15 protein-coding genes are annotated in these 16,191 nt (G+C 64.1%); 6 read left to right on the plus strand and 9 right to left on the minus strand.

Annotated features, from left to right (window positions below):
- Positions 1-3: 3 nt before the first annotated feature.
- The 7 genes from ACQ4WO_RS11140 to ACQ4WO_RS11170 all read right to left on the minus strand — a co-directional run bounded on the left by ACQ4WO_RS11140 (position 4) and on the right by ACQ4WO_RS11170 (position 7,299).
- Complete coding sequence (locus ACQ4WO_RS11140) at positions 4-1,125, minus strand: metallophosphoesterase (protein ID WP_436481469.1); 1,122 nt, start codon at positions 1,123-1,125, stop codon at positions 4-6.
- A 71-nt stretch (positions 1,126-1,196) separates the two neighbouring features.
- The gene (locus ACQ4WO_RS11145; RefSeq protein WP_436481470.1) at positions 1,197-2,723 is read right to left on the minus strand and encodes an ATP-binding response regulator; all 1,527 of its coding nucleotides are present in this window, start codon (positions 2,721-2,723) and stop codon (positions 1,197-1,199) included.
- Positions 2,710-4,533, minus strand: coding sequence for an ATP-binding protein (locus ACQ4WO_RS11150; RefSeq protein WP_436481471.1), 1,824 nt, complete (start codon positions 4,531-4,533; stop codon positions 2,710-2,712). Before ACQ4WO_RS11150 ends, ACQ4WO_RS11145 begins: the two co-directional genes overlap by 14 nt.
- A complete protein-coding gene (locus ACQ4WO_RS11155; protein WP_436481472.1) occupies positions 4,530-5,615 on the minus strand; it encodes an ATP-binding protein in 1,086 nt (361 codons plus the stop codon). The genes ACQ4WO_RS11150 and ACQ4WO_RS11155 overlap by 4 nt, the downstream gene beginning before the upstream one ends.
- Positions 5,612-6,034 (minus strand): ATP-binding protein, encoded by a 423-nt coding sequence (locus tag ACQ4WO_RS11160; RefSeq protein ID WP_436481473.1) that lies wholly within the window; start codon positions 6,032-6,034, stop codon positions 5,612-5,614. Before ACQ4WO_RS11160 ends, ACQ4WO_RS11155 begins: the two co-directional genes overlap by 4 nt.
- Before the next feature lie 10 nt (positions 6,035-6,044).
- Positions 6,045-6,407 (minus strand): STAS domain-containing protein, encoded by a 363-nt coding sequence (locus ACQ4WO_RS11165; protein WP_436481475.1) that lies wholly within the window; start codon positions 6,405-6,407, stop codon positions 6,045-6,047.
- Between the two features lie 7 nt (positions 6,408-6,414).
- Positions 6,415-7,299 carry an STAS domain-containing protein gene (locus ACQ4WO_RS11170; RefSeq protein WP_436481476.1) on the minus strand — a complete coding sequence of 295 codons (885 nt, stop codon included), beginning with the start codon at positions 7,297-7,299 and terminating at the stop codon, positions 6,415-6,417.
- Positions 7,300-7,523: 224 nt separating this feature from the next.
- Here ACQ4WO_RS11170 and ACQ4WO_RS11175 point away from each other — a divergent pair, with 224 nt between their 5' ends.
- From ACQ4WO_RS11175 to ACQ4WO_RS11190, 4 genes are all read left to right on the plus strand, one after another.
- Positions 7,524-7,937, plus strand: a complete 414-nt coding sequence (locus ACQ4WO_RS11175; protein ID WP_436481477.1) for a hemerythrin domain-containing protein — start codon at positions 7,524-7,526, stop codon at positions 7,935-7,937.
- A 36-nt stretch (positions 7,938-7,973) separates the two neighbouring features.
- Positions 7,974-9,155, plus strand: coding sequence for an NO-inducible flavohemoprotein (gene hmpA / locus ACQ4WO_RS11180; RefSeq protein ID WP_436481478.1), 1,182 nt, complete (start codon positions 7,974-7,976; stop codon positions 9,153-9,155).
- 129 nt (positions 9,156-9,284) lie between these two features.
- The gene (locus tag ACQ4WO_RS11185) at positions 9,285-9,593 is read left to right on the plus strand and encodes a DUF485 domain-containing protein (RefSeq protein WP_034755744.1); all 309 of its coding nucleotides are present in this window, start codon (positions 9,285-9,287) and stop codon (positions 9,591-9,593) included.
- On the plus strand, positions 9,590-11,272 hold the full coding sequence (locus tag ACQ4WO_RS11190; protein WP_436481479.1) for a cation acetate symporter: 1,683 nt from the start codon (positions 9,590-9,592) through the stop codon (positions 11,270-11,272). The genes ACQ4WO_RS11185 and ACQ4WO_RS11190 overlap by 4 nt, the downstream gene beginning before the upstream one ends.
- 64 nt (positions 11,273-11,336) lie before the next feature.
- Here ACQ4WO_RS11190 and ACQ4WO_RS11195 read toward each other — a convergent pair whose 3' ends face one another.
- Positions 11,337-11,792 carry an RrF2 family transcriptional regulator gene (locus ACQ4WO_RS11195; RefSeq protein WP_436481480.1) on the minus strand — a complete coding sequence of 152 codons (456 nt, stop codon included), beginning with the start codon at positions 11,790-11,792 and terminating at the stop codon, positions 11,337-11,339.
- Between the two features lie 146 nt (positions 11,793-11,938).
- Positions 11,939-12,232, minus strand: coding sequence for a hypothetical protein (locus ACQ4WO_RS11200; RefSeq protein ID WP_436481481.1), 294 nt, complete (start codon positions 12,230-12,232; stop codon positions 11,939-11,941).
- A 23-nt stretch (positions 12,233-12,255) separates the two neighbouring features.
- On the opposite strand from ACQ4WO_RS11200, the gene ppc reads away from it, so the two are divergent.
- Positions 12,256-15,009, plus strand: coding sequence for a phosphoenolpyruvate carboxylase (ppc, locus tag ACQ4WO_RS11205; RefSeq protein WP_436481482.1), 2,754 nt, complete (start codon positions 12,256-12,258; stop codon positions 15,007-15,009).
- A gap of 110 nt (positions 15,010-15,119) precedes the next feature.
- Entirely contained in the window at positions 15,120-16,130 is a 1,011-nt protein-coding gene (gene gap, locus ACQ4WO_RS11210; RefSeq protein WP_092708981.1) for a type I glyceraldehyde-3-phosphate dehydrogenase, read from the plus strand.
- Positions 16,131-16,191 lie beyond the last annotated feature (61 nt).

Consider the following 16,191-nt stretch of genomic DNA (forward strand, 5'->3'; position numbering starts at 1 on the left):
GTTCTACGCCGCCACCAGCCTCAATCTCGTAATCTCCGCCGGCGCGCCGATGCGCTTCGGCGGGCCCCAGTAGCCGGTGCCGCGGCTCACATAAATCCACAAGCGGCCTTGCCGGTGCAGTCCCGCTACATACGGCTGCTGCAGCGGCACGAACAGATTCCAGGGCCAGAACTGGCCGCCGTGCGTGTGGCCCGACAACTGCAGGTCGTAGCCGGCCGCTTCGGCATCGGGCGCGCTGCGCGGCTGGTGCGCCAGCAGGATGCGCGGGATGCCGGCTGGCGCACCGGCGATGGCCGCCTGCGGGTCGCTTTTCTGGGCAGGGTCGAAACCGGCCGCGTTGAAATCGGTGACGCCGGCCAGGGCCAGGTATGCGCCGTCGTGCTCGAGCACCGCATGTTCGTTCATCAGCACGCGCAAGCCCAGGCGGCGGAACTCCGCCACCCACGGTGCGGCGCCAGAATAGTATTCGTGGTTGCCCGTGACGAGGAAGACGCCATGGCGCGCGCGCAGCTCACCCAGCGGCGCCGTATGGCTGCCCAATTGCGCCACCGTGCCGTCGACCACGTCGCCCGTGATGGCGATGATGTCGGGCTGCAGGCCGTTGGCGCGCGCGACGATGGCTTCCACATAGGCGCGCTTGATGGTGGCGCCCACGTGGATGTCGCTCAGTTGCACGATAGTCAAGCCCTGCAAGGCGGGCGGCAGGCCGGCGATGGGCACGTCGACTTCGCGCACGCGCGCCACCTTGCGGGCGTTGATGAAACCGACGGCGGTGGCCAGCAGGGCCAGGACCAGCACAAGCACGGCGGACGCCTGCGCGTGCGGTCGGGTGGCGGGAATCAGCATCAGCAGCTCGCGCAGCACGGTCAGCACGAACAGCGAGGAAAAAAAGCCCATGCACAGCGAGCCGGCCCAGCTCAAACGGTCGGCCAGGCGCGCATCGTTGGTGATGGCGCGGGCGAAGATGGTCATCGGCATCAGCATGGTCGACGCCAGCAAGACCAGGCCGCCCAGCAGCCAGCCGGCCAGGCCGACGGGCAGGGCAGGCAATAGCAGCCAGCCCAGCAGGGCGTGCAGGGCGCCCAGCAGCATGGTGATGCGCAGCAGCGGCGTGCGGGTTTTCATGTCATGGTTCCAGAGGTGAGGCGGCCGCCGATTATAGCGGACGCCCTGGCGGCATGCAGCCGCCACCCCGCTCATGGCGCGATATGCAGTCCCAGCCTGGCCAGCTTGCCAAAATCGACAGGCTTGGCGAAGTGCTCGTCGAAGCCTGCCTGCAGTGCCGCCTGGCGGTCGTGTTCCTGGCCGTAGCCGGTCAGCGCGACGAGCAGGAATTGCTGCGGTATCGGCAACTGGCGCAAGGCCACGGCCACTTCGTAGCCGCTCATGTCGGGCAGGCCGATGTCGAGAAAGACGATGTCGGGCATGAACTCCTGCGTGCGTTCGATCGCTTGCGTGCCCGTGTAAGCCGTGCGCACCGTGTGGCCGTACATTGCCAGCAGTTCGGCCAGGGTGTCGGCCGCGTCGCAGTTGTCGTCGACGACAAGGATGCGCTGGCTGTCGCCGGACGGTGGCTGGGCTGGCGCCGGCACGGCGGCCGGCGGCGGCACGGGCGCGCCGGCATCGAGCGGTAGCACGATCTCGAAGGTGCTGCCCTGTCCGACGCCGGGACTGTGCACGCTGACCTCGCCGCCGTGCAGGGTCACCAGCTTGCGCACCAGCGACAGGCCGATGCCCAGGCCGTCCTGCACCCGGTCGGGCGAGTGTCCGCTCTGTTTGAAGAGGCCAAAGATGCTGTCGATGCTGGCGGCGGCGATGCCGATGCCGTTGTCGATCAGGCATATGCGCACGGTGTCGCCTTCGCGCACGGCGGTGATGGCGATGCGCCCGCCCGGCGCCGTGAACTTGGCCGAGTTGAGCAGCAGGTTGGCGACGATCTGCGACAGGCGCACGGCGTCGCCGCGCACCCACAGCTCGTCTTCGGGCAGGCTCACCTTCAGCGCATGGCCGCGCGCCTCGATGCTGTGCGAGCTCGTTTCCAGCGCGCTGCGGATGACGCTGGCCAGGCTCACGCTTTCCCATTGCAGCGAGATCTTGCCCTGCGAAATACGCGACACGTCGAGCAGGTCGTCCACCAGGCGCACCAGGTGGTCCGTGTGGCGGCCGATGGTGCGGCGCGCATTGTCCTGCATCGGTGGCACGACGGGGTCGAGCTTGCACAGCAGGGCCAGCGCCGTGCGGATGGGGCCCAGCGGGTTGCGCAATTCGTGCGCCAGGGTGGCCAGGAATTCATCCTTGCGGCGGTCCACGTCGCGCAGCGCGCGCTCGACCCGTCCCAGGCGCAGCAGCGCCTTGACGTTGGCGATCAGTTCATCGGCCTCGATCGGCTCGACCAGGTAATTGTCGGCGCCGCCATCGAGGGCGCGGATCTTGTCGGCCGTGCCGATGCAGGAAGCCGACGTTTGCAGCACCAGGATGGTGTTCGTCTCGGCGCCGCCCTTCAGTTGGCGGCACACTTCCAGGCCGTTGATGTCGGGCAGCTTGACGTCGAGGAGGATCAGGTTGGGGCGGTCCTGGCGGGCGCGCAGCAGCGCGTCGCCGCCGTTCGAGGCTTCGATGACCTTGAAACCGGCGCGTTTGAGGATGCGCGATTTGGCGTAGCGTGCGCCATCGCTGTCATCGACGTTCAGGATCAGAGCATCGCTGTTGTTATCCGGTAGCATGCGCATTGTCCCATGTGGTTGTGCCTTGCGGCGGAGCCGGCTCCTGCCGGTGATGTGTGTTGCCGATCAGCGCGCGCAGGGTCGCCAGCAATTGCTGGCGCGACAGCGGCTTGATGTAGTAGGCCTCGGCGCCCAGGGCCAGGCCCTTGCGCACGTCGTCGATTTCGGTGGCGACGATGACGGGCACCTGGCGCCGCAGCGGGTCGTTTTTCAGCTCGGCCAGCCAGTGCCAGGCCGTTTCGCCGTGCAGCAGGATGTCGAGGATGACGGCGGCGGGACGCTGCTGTTCCCAGCGCTCCTGCGCTTCGCGCACGCTGCGTGCGGGAATGACGCGAAATTCGCTGCCGGCCAAAAATTTTTCGTACAGGAGGCGCACGGGCGGATTGTCTTCCACGACCAGCACGGCGACGCGCTGGTCGTTGCCATTGTCGTTGGCCGGCGCGCATGGCGGCAGGCTGCCTTCGGGCGCATGGTAGCTGGTGGGCAGGACGACGGAAAACAGCGAACCGCGGCCCGGCGTGCTTTCCACGGACACCGTGCCATTGAGCAAGGTGGCCAAGTTGCGGCACAGGGGCAGGCCCAGGCCCGTGCCCTTGACCTTGCGCTGCAGGTGGTTTTCCACCTGGCTGAATTCCTCGAAGATCAGCTGCACGTCTTCGGCATCGATGCCCAGGCCCGTGTCGGAGACGGAAAAGCGGATGGCGTCCTGCTCCGGCAAGGGCGTGGCGCTGACGACGATGGCGCCCGCTTCCGTAAACTTCAGGGCGTTGGCGATGAAGTTGCGCAGAATTTGCGACAGCTTGCCTTCATCCGTGTGGATGTGCAGCGCCGGGTCGGGGTCGATGAAGGTCAGGGTGAGCGACTCGGACACCAGCAGCGGGCGCAGCATGCCGCGCAGGGCGCTGAACAGGTCGGCCACCTGGAAGCTGTTGGCGTGTACGTCGACCTTGCCCGCCTCGATCTTGGCCAGGTCCAGCAGGTCGTTGACCAGGTCGCTCAGGCTGACGGCGCTTTGCAGGATGAACATCACCTGCTTTTCCTGTTCCCCGGACAGATCGCCGTCGATGCGGTCGAGCAGCAGCTTGGACAGGGCGCGGATGGAGCTGAGCGGGGTGCGGAATTCATGGCTCATGTTCGACAGGAAGCGCGATTTCATCTGGTCGGCGCGGCGCAGGTGGTCGGCTTTTTCGTCGAGCTCCGCGAACAGCGCCACCACGCCGCGGTTGGTGTCTTCCAGTTCGCGCGTCAGCTGCAGCAGGTCGTCCTGGCGCGTCTTCAGTTCGGCCAGGGTGGTCAATAGTTCGCGGTTCTGCTGCTGCACTTCGGACAGCGTGATATCCGAAGGTAGCGCCTGCAGGCTGCCGGACAGCGTGCCGATCATGCTCCCGTCGAGCAGGCGCGCGTCGCGCGGGAACAGTTTGTGCAAGGTGATGTGCGTGCCGTCGCCGGGCGCGCTGTGGATATGGCAGCGGTCCATCAGGCGCTGGGCGCCCAGGATGCCCAGGCCCATGCCCGTGGGCGAGCGGTAGGTGCCGGCCAATATCTTGTCGAGCTGCGCGATGCCGGGGCCCTGGTCCTCGATGCGGATGCTGAGCACCTGCGGCGCCGTCTGGCCGTCGATGGCGAAATGCACCTTGCCGCTGCCGGCGTAGTTGTAGACGTTGCGCGCCAGTTCCGACACGGCCGTGGCGATGCGCACCTGGTCCTGCACGCCGAAGCCGCACAGGGCGGCGATCTGCCGCGCGCGCTGGCGCGCCCCCACCACATCGAGCTCGCTCCCGATATGCGCCGTCAATATGCGTTGCGTCATGGCGTACCGCTCCTTTCCGCACCGGCCGGCCGGTATTCCTCGTGTTCGCGCAGCACCACCACCGTGACGTCGTCGCGTCCGCGCGCAAAATCGCGGTACAGCACGGCGGCGACCAGGCTGGGGTGGCACTGCGCCAGGCCCGGATACTGTTCCAGGTCCCAGCGCGTTTGCAGGCCGTCGCTATGCATGATCAGCGTCGCGCCCGGCTGCCACGCATAGCAGAATTCCTGCACCTTGCGCAGGTTGCTGCCGACGATGCCGTTATGCGACAGCAGATGCCGGCGCTGCTGCGCATCGAAGGCGCAGGCGGCGATATTGCCCACGCCGGCGTAGCGCAATTCGCGGCGCGCGCTGTCGATATGCGCCACGGCCATGGCCGCGCCGCGCGTGCCGCGCAGGGCGTCGTGGGCCTGTTCGATGAAGGGGGCGGGCAGGGGCGCCAGGCCGGGCGTGCCGCCTTCCAGCAGGGCGCTGGCGCGTTCCGAGGCGCGCGCCGCCAGCGGGCCGTGTCCCAGGCCGTCGGCTACCAGCAAGCTCAGTTCATGGCCTTCGCAGACCACGTTCCAGGCGTCGCCGCACACCTGTTCGGACGCCAGCGGCAAGCACACGGCGCCGACTTGCCAGCCAGGATGGGGCGGTATGGCGCCGCCGGCATGCTGGCCCCCGACCACCACCATCAGCGCCGTGCCTTTGCCGGGCGCCGTGTACAGGTCGAATTGCTGTCCCAGGCGGCGCATCGCGCCCAGGCCCACGCCATAGGTGCCGGTGGTGGAATGGCCATCCTGCATGTGCTGGCGCACGTTCTCCATGCCGGGACCGCTGTCGATGGCCAGCACTTCGATGCCGCTGGTGCCGCCGCGCAGCACCTTGCGCAGCAGGATTTCACCGCGCTGCGCGTGCTTGACGATATTCGTCGCCGCCTCGCTGATGACGATGGCCAATTCGCCCGCGCGCACGTCGTCGAAGCCGATGTGGCGCGCCAGTTCGTTGCCGGCGCGGCGCGCGGCGGCGATTTCGCTCGGTTCGCCGATGGAGAAACGACGTTGCCTGGCGATGTCCGGGGTGTGCTCGATGTGGTTCAAAACAGCTTCCATTTCGCGATAATGACGGTAGTACCGGCGCCGGGCGCCGTGTCGATGTGAAATGCGTCGGCCAGGCGCCTGGCGCCGCCCAGCCCCAGACCCAGGCCGCCGCCGCTGGTATAGCCATCGGTCAGCGCCAGGGCAATATCGGCTATGCCCGGTCCCGCATCGATGAAGCGCAGTTCCAGCCCCTGGCGCGCGCCATCGCTGATGCGCGCGATGCGCGCTTCGCCGCCGCCGCCGTAGCGCAGGGTGTTGCGCGCCAGCTCGCTGGCCGCCGTGATGATCTTGGTCTGTTCGATCAGGCCAAAACCCATGGCGACCATGCTGTCGCGCACCTGCCTGCGCAGCCGCACAACGTCTTCGTCGCCGCGCAGCGGCAGTATCTGCTCGCATTCCCGCGCCTGCGCGCCTAGCACGGCGCCACCGTCATTCCCATTCGCCGTCCCGTTCCAGCAGCTTGATGCCGCGTTCCACGTTGAGTGCCGTGCTCACGCCTTCCAAGGTCAGGCCCAGCTCCACCAGGGTGATGGCGACGGCCGGCTGCATGCCGACGACCACGGTGCGTGCGCCAAGGATCTTTGCCATCGCCGCCGTGTTGCTGATCATGCGGCCGATGAAGGAATCGACGATGTCGAGCGCGGATATATCGATCAGCACGCCCGTGGCGTGGTCCGTCACGATGCGCGCCGTCAGGTCGTCCTGCAAGGCCATCGCCAGGCGGTCGTGCATGTCCACCTGGATCGTCACCAGCAGCAGCCGGCCCATGCGTAAAATAGGGATTTTATCCATGCGCGCCTCAGTGCTGCTGCCGGTAGTCGATGCTGGAACCCGTGCGCTTCAGGGCCACGACGAAGGCGTCGGCCAGCGTGGCCTTGGTGATCACGTCTTCCAGGTTGACGCCCAGGTGCACGATGGTTTGCGCGATCTGCGGGCGGATGCCGCTGATGATGCAATCGGCGCCCATCAGGCGCGCGGCGGCGATGGTTTTCAGCAGGTGCTGCGCCACCAGGGTATCGACGGTGGGCACGCCCGTGATGTCGATGATGGCGATCAGGGCGCCCGTGTCGACGATCTTTTGCAACAGGCTTTCCATCACCACCTGCGTGCGCGCGCTGTCGAGCGTGCCGATCAAGGGCAGGGCCAGCACGTCTTTCCATAACTGCACCACGGGCGTGGACAGCTCCAGCAATTCCTGCTGCTGGCGCAATATCACCTGTTCGCGCGCCTTCTGGTAGACGGCGATGGTCAGCAGGCCCAGCTCGTCGAACAGATTGCTGGTGCTAACGAGGGCCTCGCCCAGTTGCTGCGGCTGCGCCGCGAGGGCATTGCGCAGGTAGGCGAACAGGGGCTCCTTGAGGGAAAACACGAAGCTGGCCGTGTCGACCGGCGCGTAGCCCTGGCGCGCGCGCGATTGCGATATGTCAGCGAGCAGCTGGCGCGTGTCGTCCCAGGCGGCGCCCTCGATGTCGAAGGAGTCGGCGCTTTCCAGCGCGCTCGCCAGCAGCGGCAGGAATTGCGATGCCTGCTGGCGCAGCTCGTTTTCGGCGATCTTGTCGCGCCGCAGCAGGCGGGCGATCAGGCCGGCCATCCAGCCGTCCAGCAATTGCGCGTGGTGTGTGCTGATGATGGCGGCCAAGTGCTGCGCCTGGCCTGTATCTGCAGTATCGGTCTTGTTTGTCATGCTCATCCTTGGCTGGATTGGAGGGGGCGGCATGGCCGCAAGCAGGCCAGCGCTGTCCTGCAAATTATAGGCAAGCGTGGCCTTGGCTTGTGTTTTGTGGCGCACACAGTGGCGCAAGTCGATGTACATTCCTATCGGAAACTACAGGGTCATAAAGATGCATTTGATTTGCATGTTTAACTGAATTCCGCTACACTGGCGCCACTCAACAAGAGAAAAACGCCATGAATATCGACAAATTCAAACAGCAGCATCTGGCCATCCTGGCCGCCATCGATGACTTGCGCCAGTTGGCGCGCGGCGGCGTCGCCGCGCAGGCCAGCGTCATTGCGCAACAGATCGTCGCCATGAGCGGCTTGATCAAGCTGCACCTGGCCGTGGAGCAGCGTTTCCTGTATCCGGCCGCGCAAGCCTGCGGCGTGGCCAAGGTGGCGCAGATGGGCCGCCGGTACGAAAGCGAGATGCACGGCATCGCCGGCGCCTACCTGGAGTTTGCCGGTCGCTGGAATACGCCGGTGCGCCTGGCAGCCGAGCCGGACGCCTTCCGCAGCGAAGCGAACACCGTGCTGCACGCGCTGTTCCAGCGCATGCGGCGCGAAGACCACGAATTGTATCCAGCCGTTGAATCGCTGGCCTGACACCGCTTACCACCAATAGACATACAGGAGTTGCACATGCTGACCCAAGAACAACGCGCCATCATCACGGCCACCGTCCCTATCCTCGAGCAGGGCGGCGAAGCGCTGACGCGCCACTTCTACAAGAATCTGTTCCGCGACCATCCCGAAGTGCTGCCGTACTTCAACCAGGCGCACCAGCACAGCGGCGAGCAGCAGCGCGCGCTGGCCAATGGCGTGCTGATGTACGCCAGGCATATCGATCAACTCGATGCGCTGGGCGATCTCGTGTCGACCATCGTCAACAAGCACGTGGCGCTGCAGATCCGCGCCGAGCACTATCCGCTGGTGGGCGCCAGCCTGCTGCAGGCGATACGCGAGGTGCTGGGCGAAGAAGTGGCCAGCGATGCCGTCATCGATGCCTGGGGCGCCGCCTATGGCCAGCTGGCCGACATCCTGGCCGGCGAGGAAGGGCGCATCTACAAGGCGCAGGCGGCCGCACCGGGCGGCTGGAGCGGCGCGCGCGACTTTACCGTGCGCAGCAAGACGGTGGAAAGCGGCGAGATCACGTCCTTCCTGCTGGCGCCCGTTGATGGCCAGCCCGTGCTCGACTTTGCGCCAGGCCAGTACATCGGCGTGCTGGTGATGGTCGATGGCGTGCCCATGCGCCGCCAGTACTCGCTGTCGGCCGCCAGCAATGGCCAGACCTACCGCATCAGCGTCAAGCGCGAAGCGGGCGGCAAGGTGTCGAACTATTTCCACGACCACGTGCAGGCGGGCGACACGGTGCAACTGACGCCGCCATCGGGCGACTTCGTACTGAAGGAGAGCGACAGGCCGCTGGTGCTGATCAGCGGCGGCGTGGGCATCACGCCCACCCTGGCCATGCTGACGGCGGCCCTGCGCGGCAAGCGTCCCGTGCACTTCATCCACGCGGCGCGCAACCACGGCGTGCATGCGTTCCGCGCGCAGATCGACGAACTGGCCGCGCAGCACCCGCAGCTGCAGCGCTATTACTGCTACGCGGAACATGGTGGCGAGCACGATGCGCCGGATGCCGTCGGCCTGCTGAATAAAGAGCAACTGAAAAACTGGCTGCCGGCTTCGCGCGACATCGACGCCTATTTCCTGGGACCGCAGCCGTTCATGCGGGCCGTCAAGCAATACTTGCGCGAACTGGGCGTGCCGGAACAGCAGACGCACCATGAATTCTTCGGACCGGCTGCCGCCTTGAACTGATTTTTCTTCCTGTCTTGTGTTGTCCCCGCGAGAAAAAACGCTGCCGTAAGGGGCGGGTAAGCCTCGCGCTGTACTGTAAATCCAAGCTCGCACAAAAGAGCACGCTTTTACATAACAGGAGGCAACACAATGCATGACGATCTGGTTCAAAAAATCAAGAGCGATCCCAGCTATCATCAGCTGGTCAAGGTACGTTCCCGCTTCGGCTGGGCGCTGACGGGCCTGATGATGCTCGTGTACTACGGCTACATTCTGCTCATCGCCTTCAACAAGGAATTCCTGGCCACGAAAACGGGCGCCGGCGTGATGACCTGGGGCATGCCGATCGGCCTGTTCGTCATCGTGTTTACCGTGCTCGTCACCGGCATCTATGTGCGCCGCGCCAACAAGCAATTCGACGACCTGAGCAACGCTATCCAGGCACGGGTGCAAGCATGAGCGCCGCCAAGCATGGGCTGCGCGGCATGTCTTGCCTGAGCGTCCTGGCCTTGCTGGGTGCCAGCAACGCCGCGTTTGCGGCCGGCGCCGACCTGGGCCAGGCAGTCAAGCAACCGACCAACTGGACGGCGATCATCATGTTCGCCGCCTTCGTCATCTTCACCCTGTTCGTCACCAAGTGGGCAGCCGCGAAGACCAAGTCTGCCTCCGATTTCTACACGGCCGGCGGCGGCATCACGGGCTTCCAGAACGGCCTGGCCATCGCGGGCGACTATATGTCGGCCGCATCATTCCTCGGCATTTCCGCCGCCGTCTTCCTGAACGGCTACGATGGCCTGATCTACGCCATCGGCTTTCTCGTCGGCTGGCCCGTCATCACCTTTTTGATGGCCGAGCGCCTGCGCAATCTGGGCCGCTTCACCTTTGCCGACGTGGCCGCCTACCGCTTCAAGCAGGCGCCGATCCGCATCTTTTCCGCGTCCGGCACCCTCGTCGTCGTGGCCTTTTACCTGATCGCGCAGATGGTGGGCGCGGGTCAATTGATCAAGCTGTTGTTCGGCCTCGAGTACTGGATCGCCGTCGTCCTCGTCGGTACATTGATGATGATTTACGTGCTGTTCGGCGGCATGACGGCCACCACCTGGGTGCAGATCATCAAGGCCGTGATGCTGCTGGGTGGCGCCACCTTCATGGCCGTTGCCGTGCTGGCGCAATTCAACTTCAGCCCGGAAGCGCTGTTCGCCAAGTCGGTGGACGTGCACGCCACCAAGGAAGCCATCATGGGTCCCGGTTCCTTCATCAAGGACCCGATTTCGGCCATCTCGTTCGGCATGGCGCTGATGTTCGGCACGGCCGGCCTGCCGCACATTTTGATGCGTTTTTTCACGGTGCCGAGCGCCAAGGAAGCGCGCAAATCCGTGTTCTGGGCCACCACCTGGATCGCCTATTTCTACATTCTGACCTTCATCATCGGCTTTGGCGCCATCGTGCTGGTGAGCACCAATCCCGAGTTCAAGGATGCTGCGGGCAAGCTGCTGGGCGGTAACAACATGGCGGCAGTGCACCTGGCCAAGGCCGTGGGCGGCAATGTCTTCCTCGGCTTCATGTCGGCGGTCGCGTTCGCCACGATTCTGGCCGTCGTGGCGGGCTTGACCCTGTCGGGCGCGTCGGCCGTGTCGCACGATCTGTATGCCACCGTCATCAAGAAGGGCAAGGCCACGGGCGCCAACGAGTTGAAGGTGTCGCGCGTGACGACGATCGTGCTGGGCATTATCGCCGTGGTGCTGGGCATCGCCTTTGAAAAGCAGAACATCGCCTTCATGGTCTCGCTGGCATTCGCCATTGCCGCCTCGGCCAACTTCCCCGTGCTGTTCATGTCGGTGCTGTGGAAGGATTGCACGACGCGGGGCGCCACCATCGGCGGCTTCCTCGGCTTGACCACGGCCGTCGCGCTGACGGTGGTGTCGAAGTCCGTGTGGGTCGACGTGCTCGGCCATGGCGAAGCGCTGTTCCCGTACGCCTCGCCGGCGCTGTTCTCGATGACGGCGGGCTTTGTCGGCATCTGGCTGTTCTCGGTGCTCGACAAGAGCCCCCGCGCGCGCATCGACCGCGCCGGCTACGAAGCGCAGCAAATGCGTTCGGAGACGGGCATCGGCGCGGCAGGCGCCAGCGCGCATTGATGTTTTAGATAGTCGCTGCAGGAAACAATGCCCGGTTCGCCGGGCATTGTTGTTTTTGGCGCGCTTACTTTGCCACGCGCAGGGGGATCGCGCCGGCCGCCAGCGCTGGCGCGCCCGGCGTCGCTTCGAGTATCGATGCCAGGGTCACCGTGTCGAGCACGGCAAGGAAGGCGGCCGTGGCCTGGCCCAGCTTGGCCTTCAGCAGGCAATCTGGTGTCAGCGGGCAGGTATTGTTTTCCTTGTTAAAACATTCCGCCATGAAAAAATCGTTTTCCGTCTCGCGCACGACGGTGCCGATATTGATCTCGGCCGGATCGCGCGCCAGGCGCAGGCCGCCATTGCGCCCACGTACCGTTTCCACGATGCCTGACAGGCCCAGCTGGTGCACCACCTTCATCAAATGATTTTTCGAGATGGCATGCAGGTCGGCGATGTCCTGGATGGTGACGAGGTGGTCGCGGTGCACGCCCAGGTACATCAGGGTGCGCAGGGTGTAGTCGGTATAGGCAGTCAGTCGCATGGGAGTAGAGAGTAAGCACCCGACAAAGCTACCGCGCGTCGCGATTTGCGGCCTGCGATGCTCACTGTGCATCCGCACAGCTGCGCTTCTCGGCCACAACTCTCATCCGCTCGCTACGTTTTTGTCAGGTGTGTGAAAGATGTGGATTACATCCTTGTTTCATCCGCAGCATACAGGAGAGCGCCGGCCGTGTGTGTTGCGCCGTCACTTTTCCGCCCCGAAAGACAAAAGTTGATTGCCTTTCGCTTAAATGCGTAGTAAATTTTCATATTGTTGCCCTGGTAAATAGCTTGCAAGCCCTTGTTGGCCCTTTGGATATGATTTTTATTGATGGCAATCAAGAGGATGGTGAAACAATAAGGTAAATTTACTACAAATTCGACGATGGGCGTTTCCCGGGCCGGGAAGCGCGAACTACGCAATCTGTGCGGTGCCGCCATGGCCGCCCCAGGAAATACATACCATGCAAATGAATGAAGTGAAAGACGAGCTGCTGAGCAGCGATATCCGCCAGCTGGGCCGTCTCTTGGGCGACGCCATCCGCAACCATCTGGGCGATCCCGCCTTCGAGCGCATCGAACATGTGCGCCAGCTGGCCATCCGTTTCCGCCGCGACAATGATGAAGCGGCGCGCGCGCAGCTGTCGGACGCGCTGCAAGCGCTGTCGCAGGAAGAAACCACGCAGCTGACGCGCGCTTTCAGCTATTTCTCGCTGCTGGCCAATATTGCGGAAGACCAGCATCACATCCGCCGCACGCGCGCCCACTTGATCGCCGGTTCGCCGCCACGCCAGGGTAGCCTCAGCCATGCCGTCGGCAACGTGTTTGACGCGGGCAAGGCCGATGCGCTGGAAACCTTCTTTGAAGATGCGTTTGTCAGCCCCGTCTTCACGGCGCATCCGACGGAAGTGCAGCGCAAGAGCATCCAGAATTGCCAGATGGCCATTGCCCGCCTGTTGAGCGAGCGCGACCGCGTGCAAATGACGCCGGAAGAAGCCGAGCAAAACGAAGAAGCGCTGGGCCGCGGCATCGTTACCCTGTGGCAGACGCGTTTGCTGCGCACGAGCAAGCTGTCCGTCATGGATGAAGTGGCCAATGGCCTGTCGTTCTACGACCACACGATCTTGCGCGAATTGCCGAAACTGTATTCTTCGCTGGAAACCATGCTGGCCCAGCGTGACGCCCGCTGGGAAGATGCGGAATTACCCAATTTCATGAAGGTCGGCAGCTGGATAGGTGGCGACCGCGACGGCAACCCCTTCGTCACGGCCGACATCCTGCGCAGCACCCTGCAAACGCAGGCCGACAAGGTCCTCGACTTTTACCTCGGCGAATTGCGCAAGCTCGCTTCGCAACTGTCGCTTGCGCAAATACTGAACGCCTGCAGCGAACCGCTGCGCGCGCTGGCCGAGCGCTCGGCCGATGCCTCGCCGCACCGCGTCGACGAGCCGTACCGCCGTGCCCTGCATGGCATCCATGCGCGTCTGGAAAACACGCGCGTGGTTCTTTCCGGCAAGGGCAGGCAAGCCGACGGCGTACAGCCCTACGCCGCGGCTGCCGAACTGCTGGCCGACCTGGACGTGGTCCAGCATTCTCTCGTCAGCAATGGCTTGCGCGCGCTCGCGCGTGGCCGCTTGCGCCAGTTGCGCCGCGCCGTCAAGGTCTTCGGCTTTTCGCTGGCGCCGCTCGACTTGCGCCAGAATTCGGATGTGCATGAGCGCGTCGTGGGCGAACTGTTCGCGGGCGCCCAGCCGGGCCTCGTCTACCTGGACCTCGATGAAGAGCAGCGCATCAGCTTGCTGCTGGCCGAGCTGGAATCGCCACGCCTGCTGACGTCGCCATATGCGCAGTACTCGGAAGAAACGACGTCCGAACTCGACATCTTCCGCGCCGTGCGCGAAGCGCACGTCAAATACGGCCGTGAATCGGTGCCGAACTGCATCATTTCGAAGGCGGCCAGCGTGTCGGACTTGCTGGAAGTGGCCTTGCTGCTGAAAGAAGTGGGCTTGCTGCGCCAGGACAGCCGCGAAGCGGACGTCAACATCATCCCGCTGTTCGAAACCATCGACGACTTGCGCGCCGGCCCCGCCATCATGGCGCGCGCGTTCGGCTTGCCCTTCTACCGTGGCTTGCTCGAGTCGCGCGCGGACCAGCAGGAAGTCATGCTTGGCTATTCGGACAGCAACAAGGACGGCGGCTTTTTGACGTCCGGCTGGGAACTCTACAAGGCCGAGATCGAACTGGTGACCGTCTTCAAGGAGTATCACATCAAGCTGCGTCTGTTCCACGGCCGCGGCGGTTCCGTGGGACGCGGCGGCGGACCCAGCTATGAAGCCATCCTGGCCCAGCCGGCCGGCGCCGTGCAGGGACAGATCCGGCTGACGGAGCAGGGCGAAGTCATCACGGCCAAGTATGCGAATCCGGAAGTGGGGCGCCGCAACCTGGAAGTGCTGGTGGCCGCCACCATCCAGTCGACCTTGCTGCCGCAGGCCCAGCTGCAACCGAAGGCTTCGGCCGGCGCCGGCCATTTGGCCGCGATGGAAGAGTTGTCCGGCACGGCTCTGAACGCCTACCGCGACCTCGTCTACGGCACAGAAGGCTTCGAGCAGTATTTCTGGGAATCGACGGTGATCGCGGAAATTGCCGCACTGAATATCGGCAGCCGTCCCGCTTCGCGCAAGAAATCCACGTCCATCGAGGATTTGCGCGCCATTCCGTGGGTGTTGAGCTGGGCGCAATGCCGCTTGATGCTGCCGGGCTGGTTCGGTTTCGGTTCCGCCGTGCAAGCCTACCTGGCCGCCCATCCCGCCGATGGCGCGGACGTGCTGCGCGGCATGTACACGGACTGGCCATTCTTCACGTCCTTGCTGTCGAACATGGATATGGTCCTGGCCAAGAGCGACATCGCCATTGCCGGCAAGTATGCGGAACTGGTCAAGGACAAGGCTTTGCGCGACGCCATCTTCACGCGCATCCGCGCCGAATACGCGGCCACCCTGGACGCCTTGAAACTGATCACGGGCCAGGAAGAATTGCAGCAAGCCAATCCGCTGATGCAGCGTTCGATACGCAACCGTTTCCCCTACATCGACCCGCTCAATCACGTGCAGGTGGAGCTGCTGAAGCGCTTCCGCGAGGGCAAGCAGGATGCGGCGGCGCGCACGGGAATCCATTTGTCGATCAATGGCATTGCGGCGGGGTTGCGTAATAGCGGTTAATTTTTAGGACAGAGCCGCCGAAAATCCGGGGTCAGACCCGCCGGGTCTGACCCCGGCAGTTGCACTCTGGGTGGCTTTACGAACTCAGCAGAAAACATCAAGGAGACAGCATGACCATCAAAGTTGCCATCAATGGCTATGGCCGCATCGGCCGTAACGTCTTGCGCGCGTTTTATGAAGGCGGCAAGCAGCAGGATATCGAAATCGTCGCCATCAACGACCTGGGCGACGCCAAGTCGAATGCGCATTTGACGCGCTACGACACGGTGCACGGCAAGTTTCCCGGCGTCGTCACCATCGACGGCGACAATATGCTCGTCAATGGCGACCGCATCCGCGTGTTCGCGCAGCGCGACCCGGCCCTGATTCCGTGGGGCGAACTCGGTGTCGACGTGGTGCTCGAATGCACGGGTTTCTTCACGACCAAGGAAAAAGCGTCGGCCCACCTGAAGGGCGGGGCAAAGAAAGTCATCATTTCCGCGCCGGGCGGCAAGGATGTGGACGCCACCATAGTGTTCGGCGTCAACCAACACGTGCTGAAAGCCACGGACACGGTCATCTCGAATGCCTCGTGCACGACGAATTGCCTGGCGCCATTAGTGAAACCTCTCAACGACGCCATCGGCATCGAATCGGGCCTGATGACCACCGTGCATGCCTACACGAATGACCAGGTGCTGTCCGACGTGATGCATGAAGACCTGCGCCGCGCCCGCTCGGCCACGCATTCGATGATTCCCACCAAGACGGGCGCCGCTGCCGCTGTCGGCCTGGTCTTGCCGGAACTCAATGGCAAGCTCGATGGTTTCGCCATCCGCGTGCCGACGATCAACGTGTCGCTGGTTGACCTGTCCTTTATCGCCAAGCGCGATACGACGGTGGAAGAGGTGAATGCCTTGCTGAAAACGGCGTCGGAAGGCGCGCTGAAAGGCATCCTGACGTACCAGACGGAACCACTGGTTTCCATCGATTTCAATCACAACCCGGCTTCGTCGAACTTCGATTCGACCTTGACCAAGGTCTCGGGCCGCCTCGTGAAAGTGTCGTCGTGGTACGACAACGAGTGGGGCTTCTCGAACCGCATGCTCGATACGACGGTCGCTCTGATGGCGGCCAAGTAAGAACGTAGTACCGCTGATCCAGCGCACCAGGACGGCCGGCCCACAAGGCTGGCCCTTGTAG

The sequence above is a fragment of the Janthinobacterium aestuarii genome (assembly GCF_051380835.1).
Classification (GTDB): Bacteria; Pseudomonadota; Gammaproteobacteria; order Burkholderiales; family Burkholderiaceae_D; genus Janthinobacterium; species Janthinobacterium aestuarii.

Excerpts from the sequence above, each read along its gene's own strand:
- ACQ4WO_RS11140 (WP_436481469.1), bottom strand. The coding sequence starts at position 1,125 with ATGAAAACCCGCACGCCGCTGCTGCGCATCACCATGCTGCTGGGCGCC.
- ACQ4WO_RS11145 (WP_436481470.1), bottom strand. The coding sequence starts at position 2,723 with ATGCTACCGGATAACAACAGCGATGCTCTGATCCTGAACGTCGATGAC.
- ACQ4WO_RS11150 (WP_436481471.1), bottom strand. The coding sequence starts at position 4,533 with ATGACGCAACGCATATTGACGGCGCATATCGGGAGCGAGCTCGATGTG.
- ACQ4WO_RS11165 (WP_436481475.1), bottom strand. The coding sequence starts at position 6,407 with ATGGATAAAATCCCTATTTTACGCATGGGCCGGCTGCTGCTGGTGACG.
- ACQ4WO_RS11170 (WP_436481476.1), bottom strand. The coding sequence starts at position 7,299 with ATGACAAACAAGACCGATACTGCAGATACAGGCCAGGCGCAGCACTTG.
- ACQ4WO_RS11175 (WP_436481477.1), top strand. The coding sequence starts at position 7,524 with ATGAATATCGACAAATTCAAACAGCAGCATCTGGCCATCCTGGCCGCC.
- hmpA (WP_436481478.1), top strand. The coding sequence starts at position 7,974 with ATGCTGACCCAAGAACAACGCGCCATCATCACGGCCACCGTCCCTATC.
- ACQ4WO_RS11185 (WP_034755744.1), top strand. The coding sequence starts at position 9,285 with ATGCATGACGATCTGGTTCAAAAAATCAAGAGCGATCCCAGCTATCAT.
- ACQ4WO_RS11190 (WP_436481479.1), top strand. The coding sequence starts at position 9,590 with ATGAGCGCCGCCAAGCATGGGCTGCGCGGCATGTCTTGCCTGAGCGTC.
- ACQ4WO_RS11195 (WP_436481480.1), bottom strand. The coding sequence starts at position 11,792 with ATGCGACTGACTGCCTATACCGACTACACCCTGCGCACCCTGATGTAC.
- ACQ4WO_RS11200 (WP_436481481.1), bottom strand. The coding sequence starts at position 12,232 with ATGGCGGCACCGCACAGATTGCGTAGTTCGCGCTTCCCGGCCCGGGAA.
- ppc (WP_436481482.1), top strand. The coding sequence starts at position 12,256 with ATGCAAATGAATGAAGTGAAAGACGAGCTGCTGAGCAGCGATATCCGC.
- gap (WP_092708981.1), top strand. The coding sequence starts at position 15,120 with ATGACCATCAAAGTTGCCATCAATGGCTATGGCCGCATCGGCCGTAAC.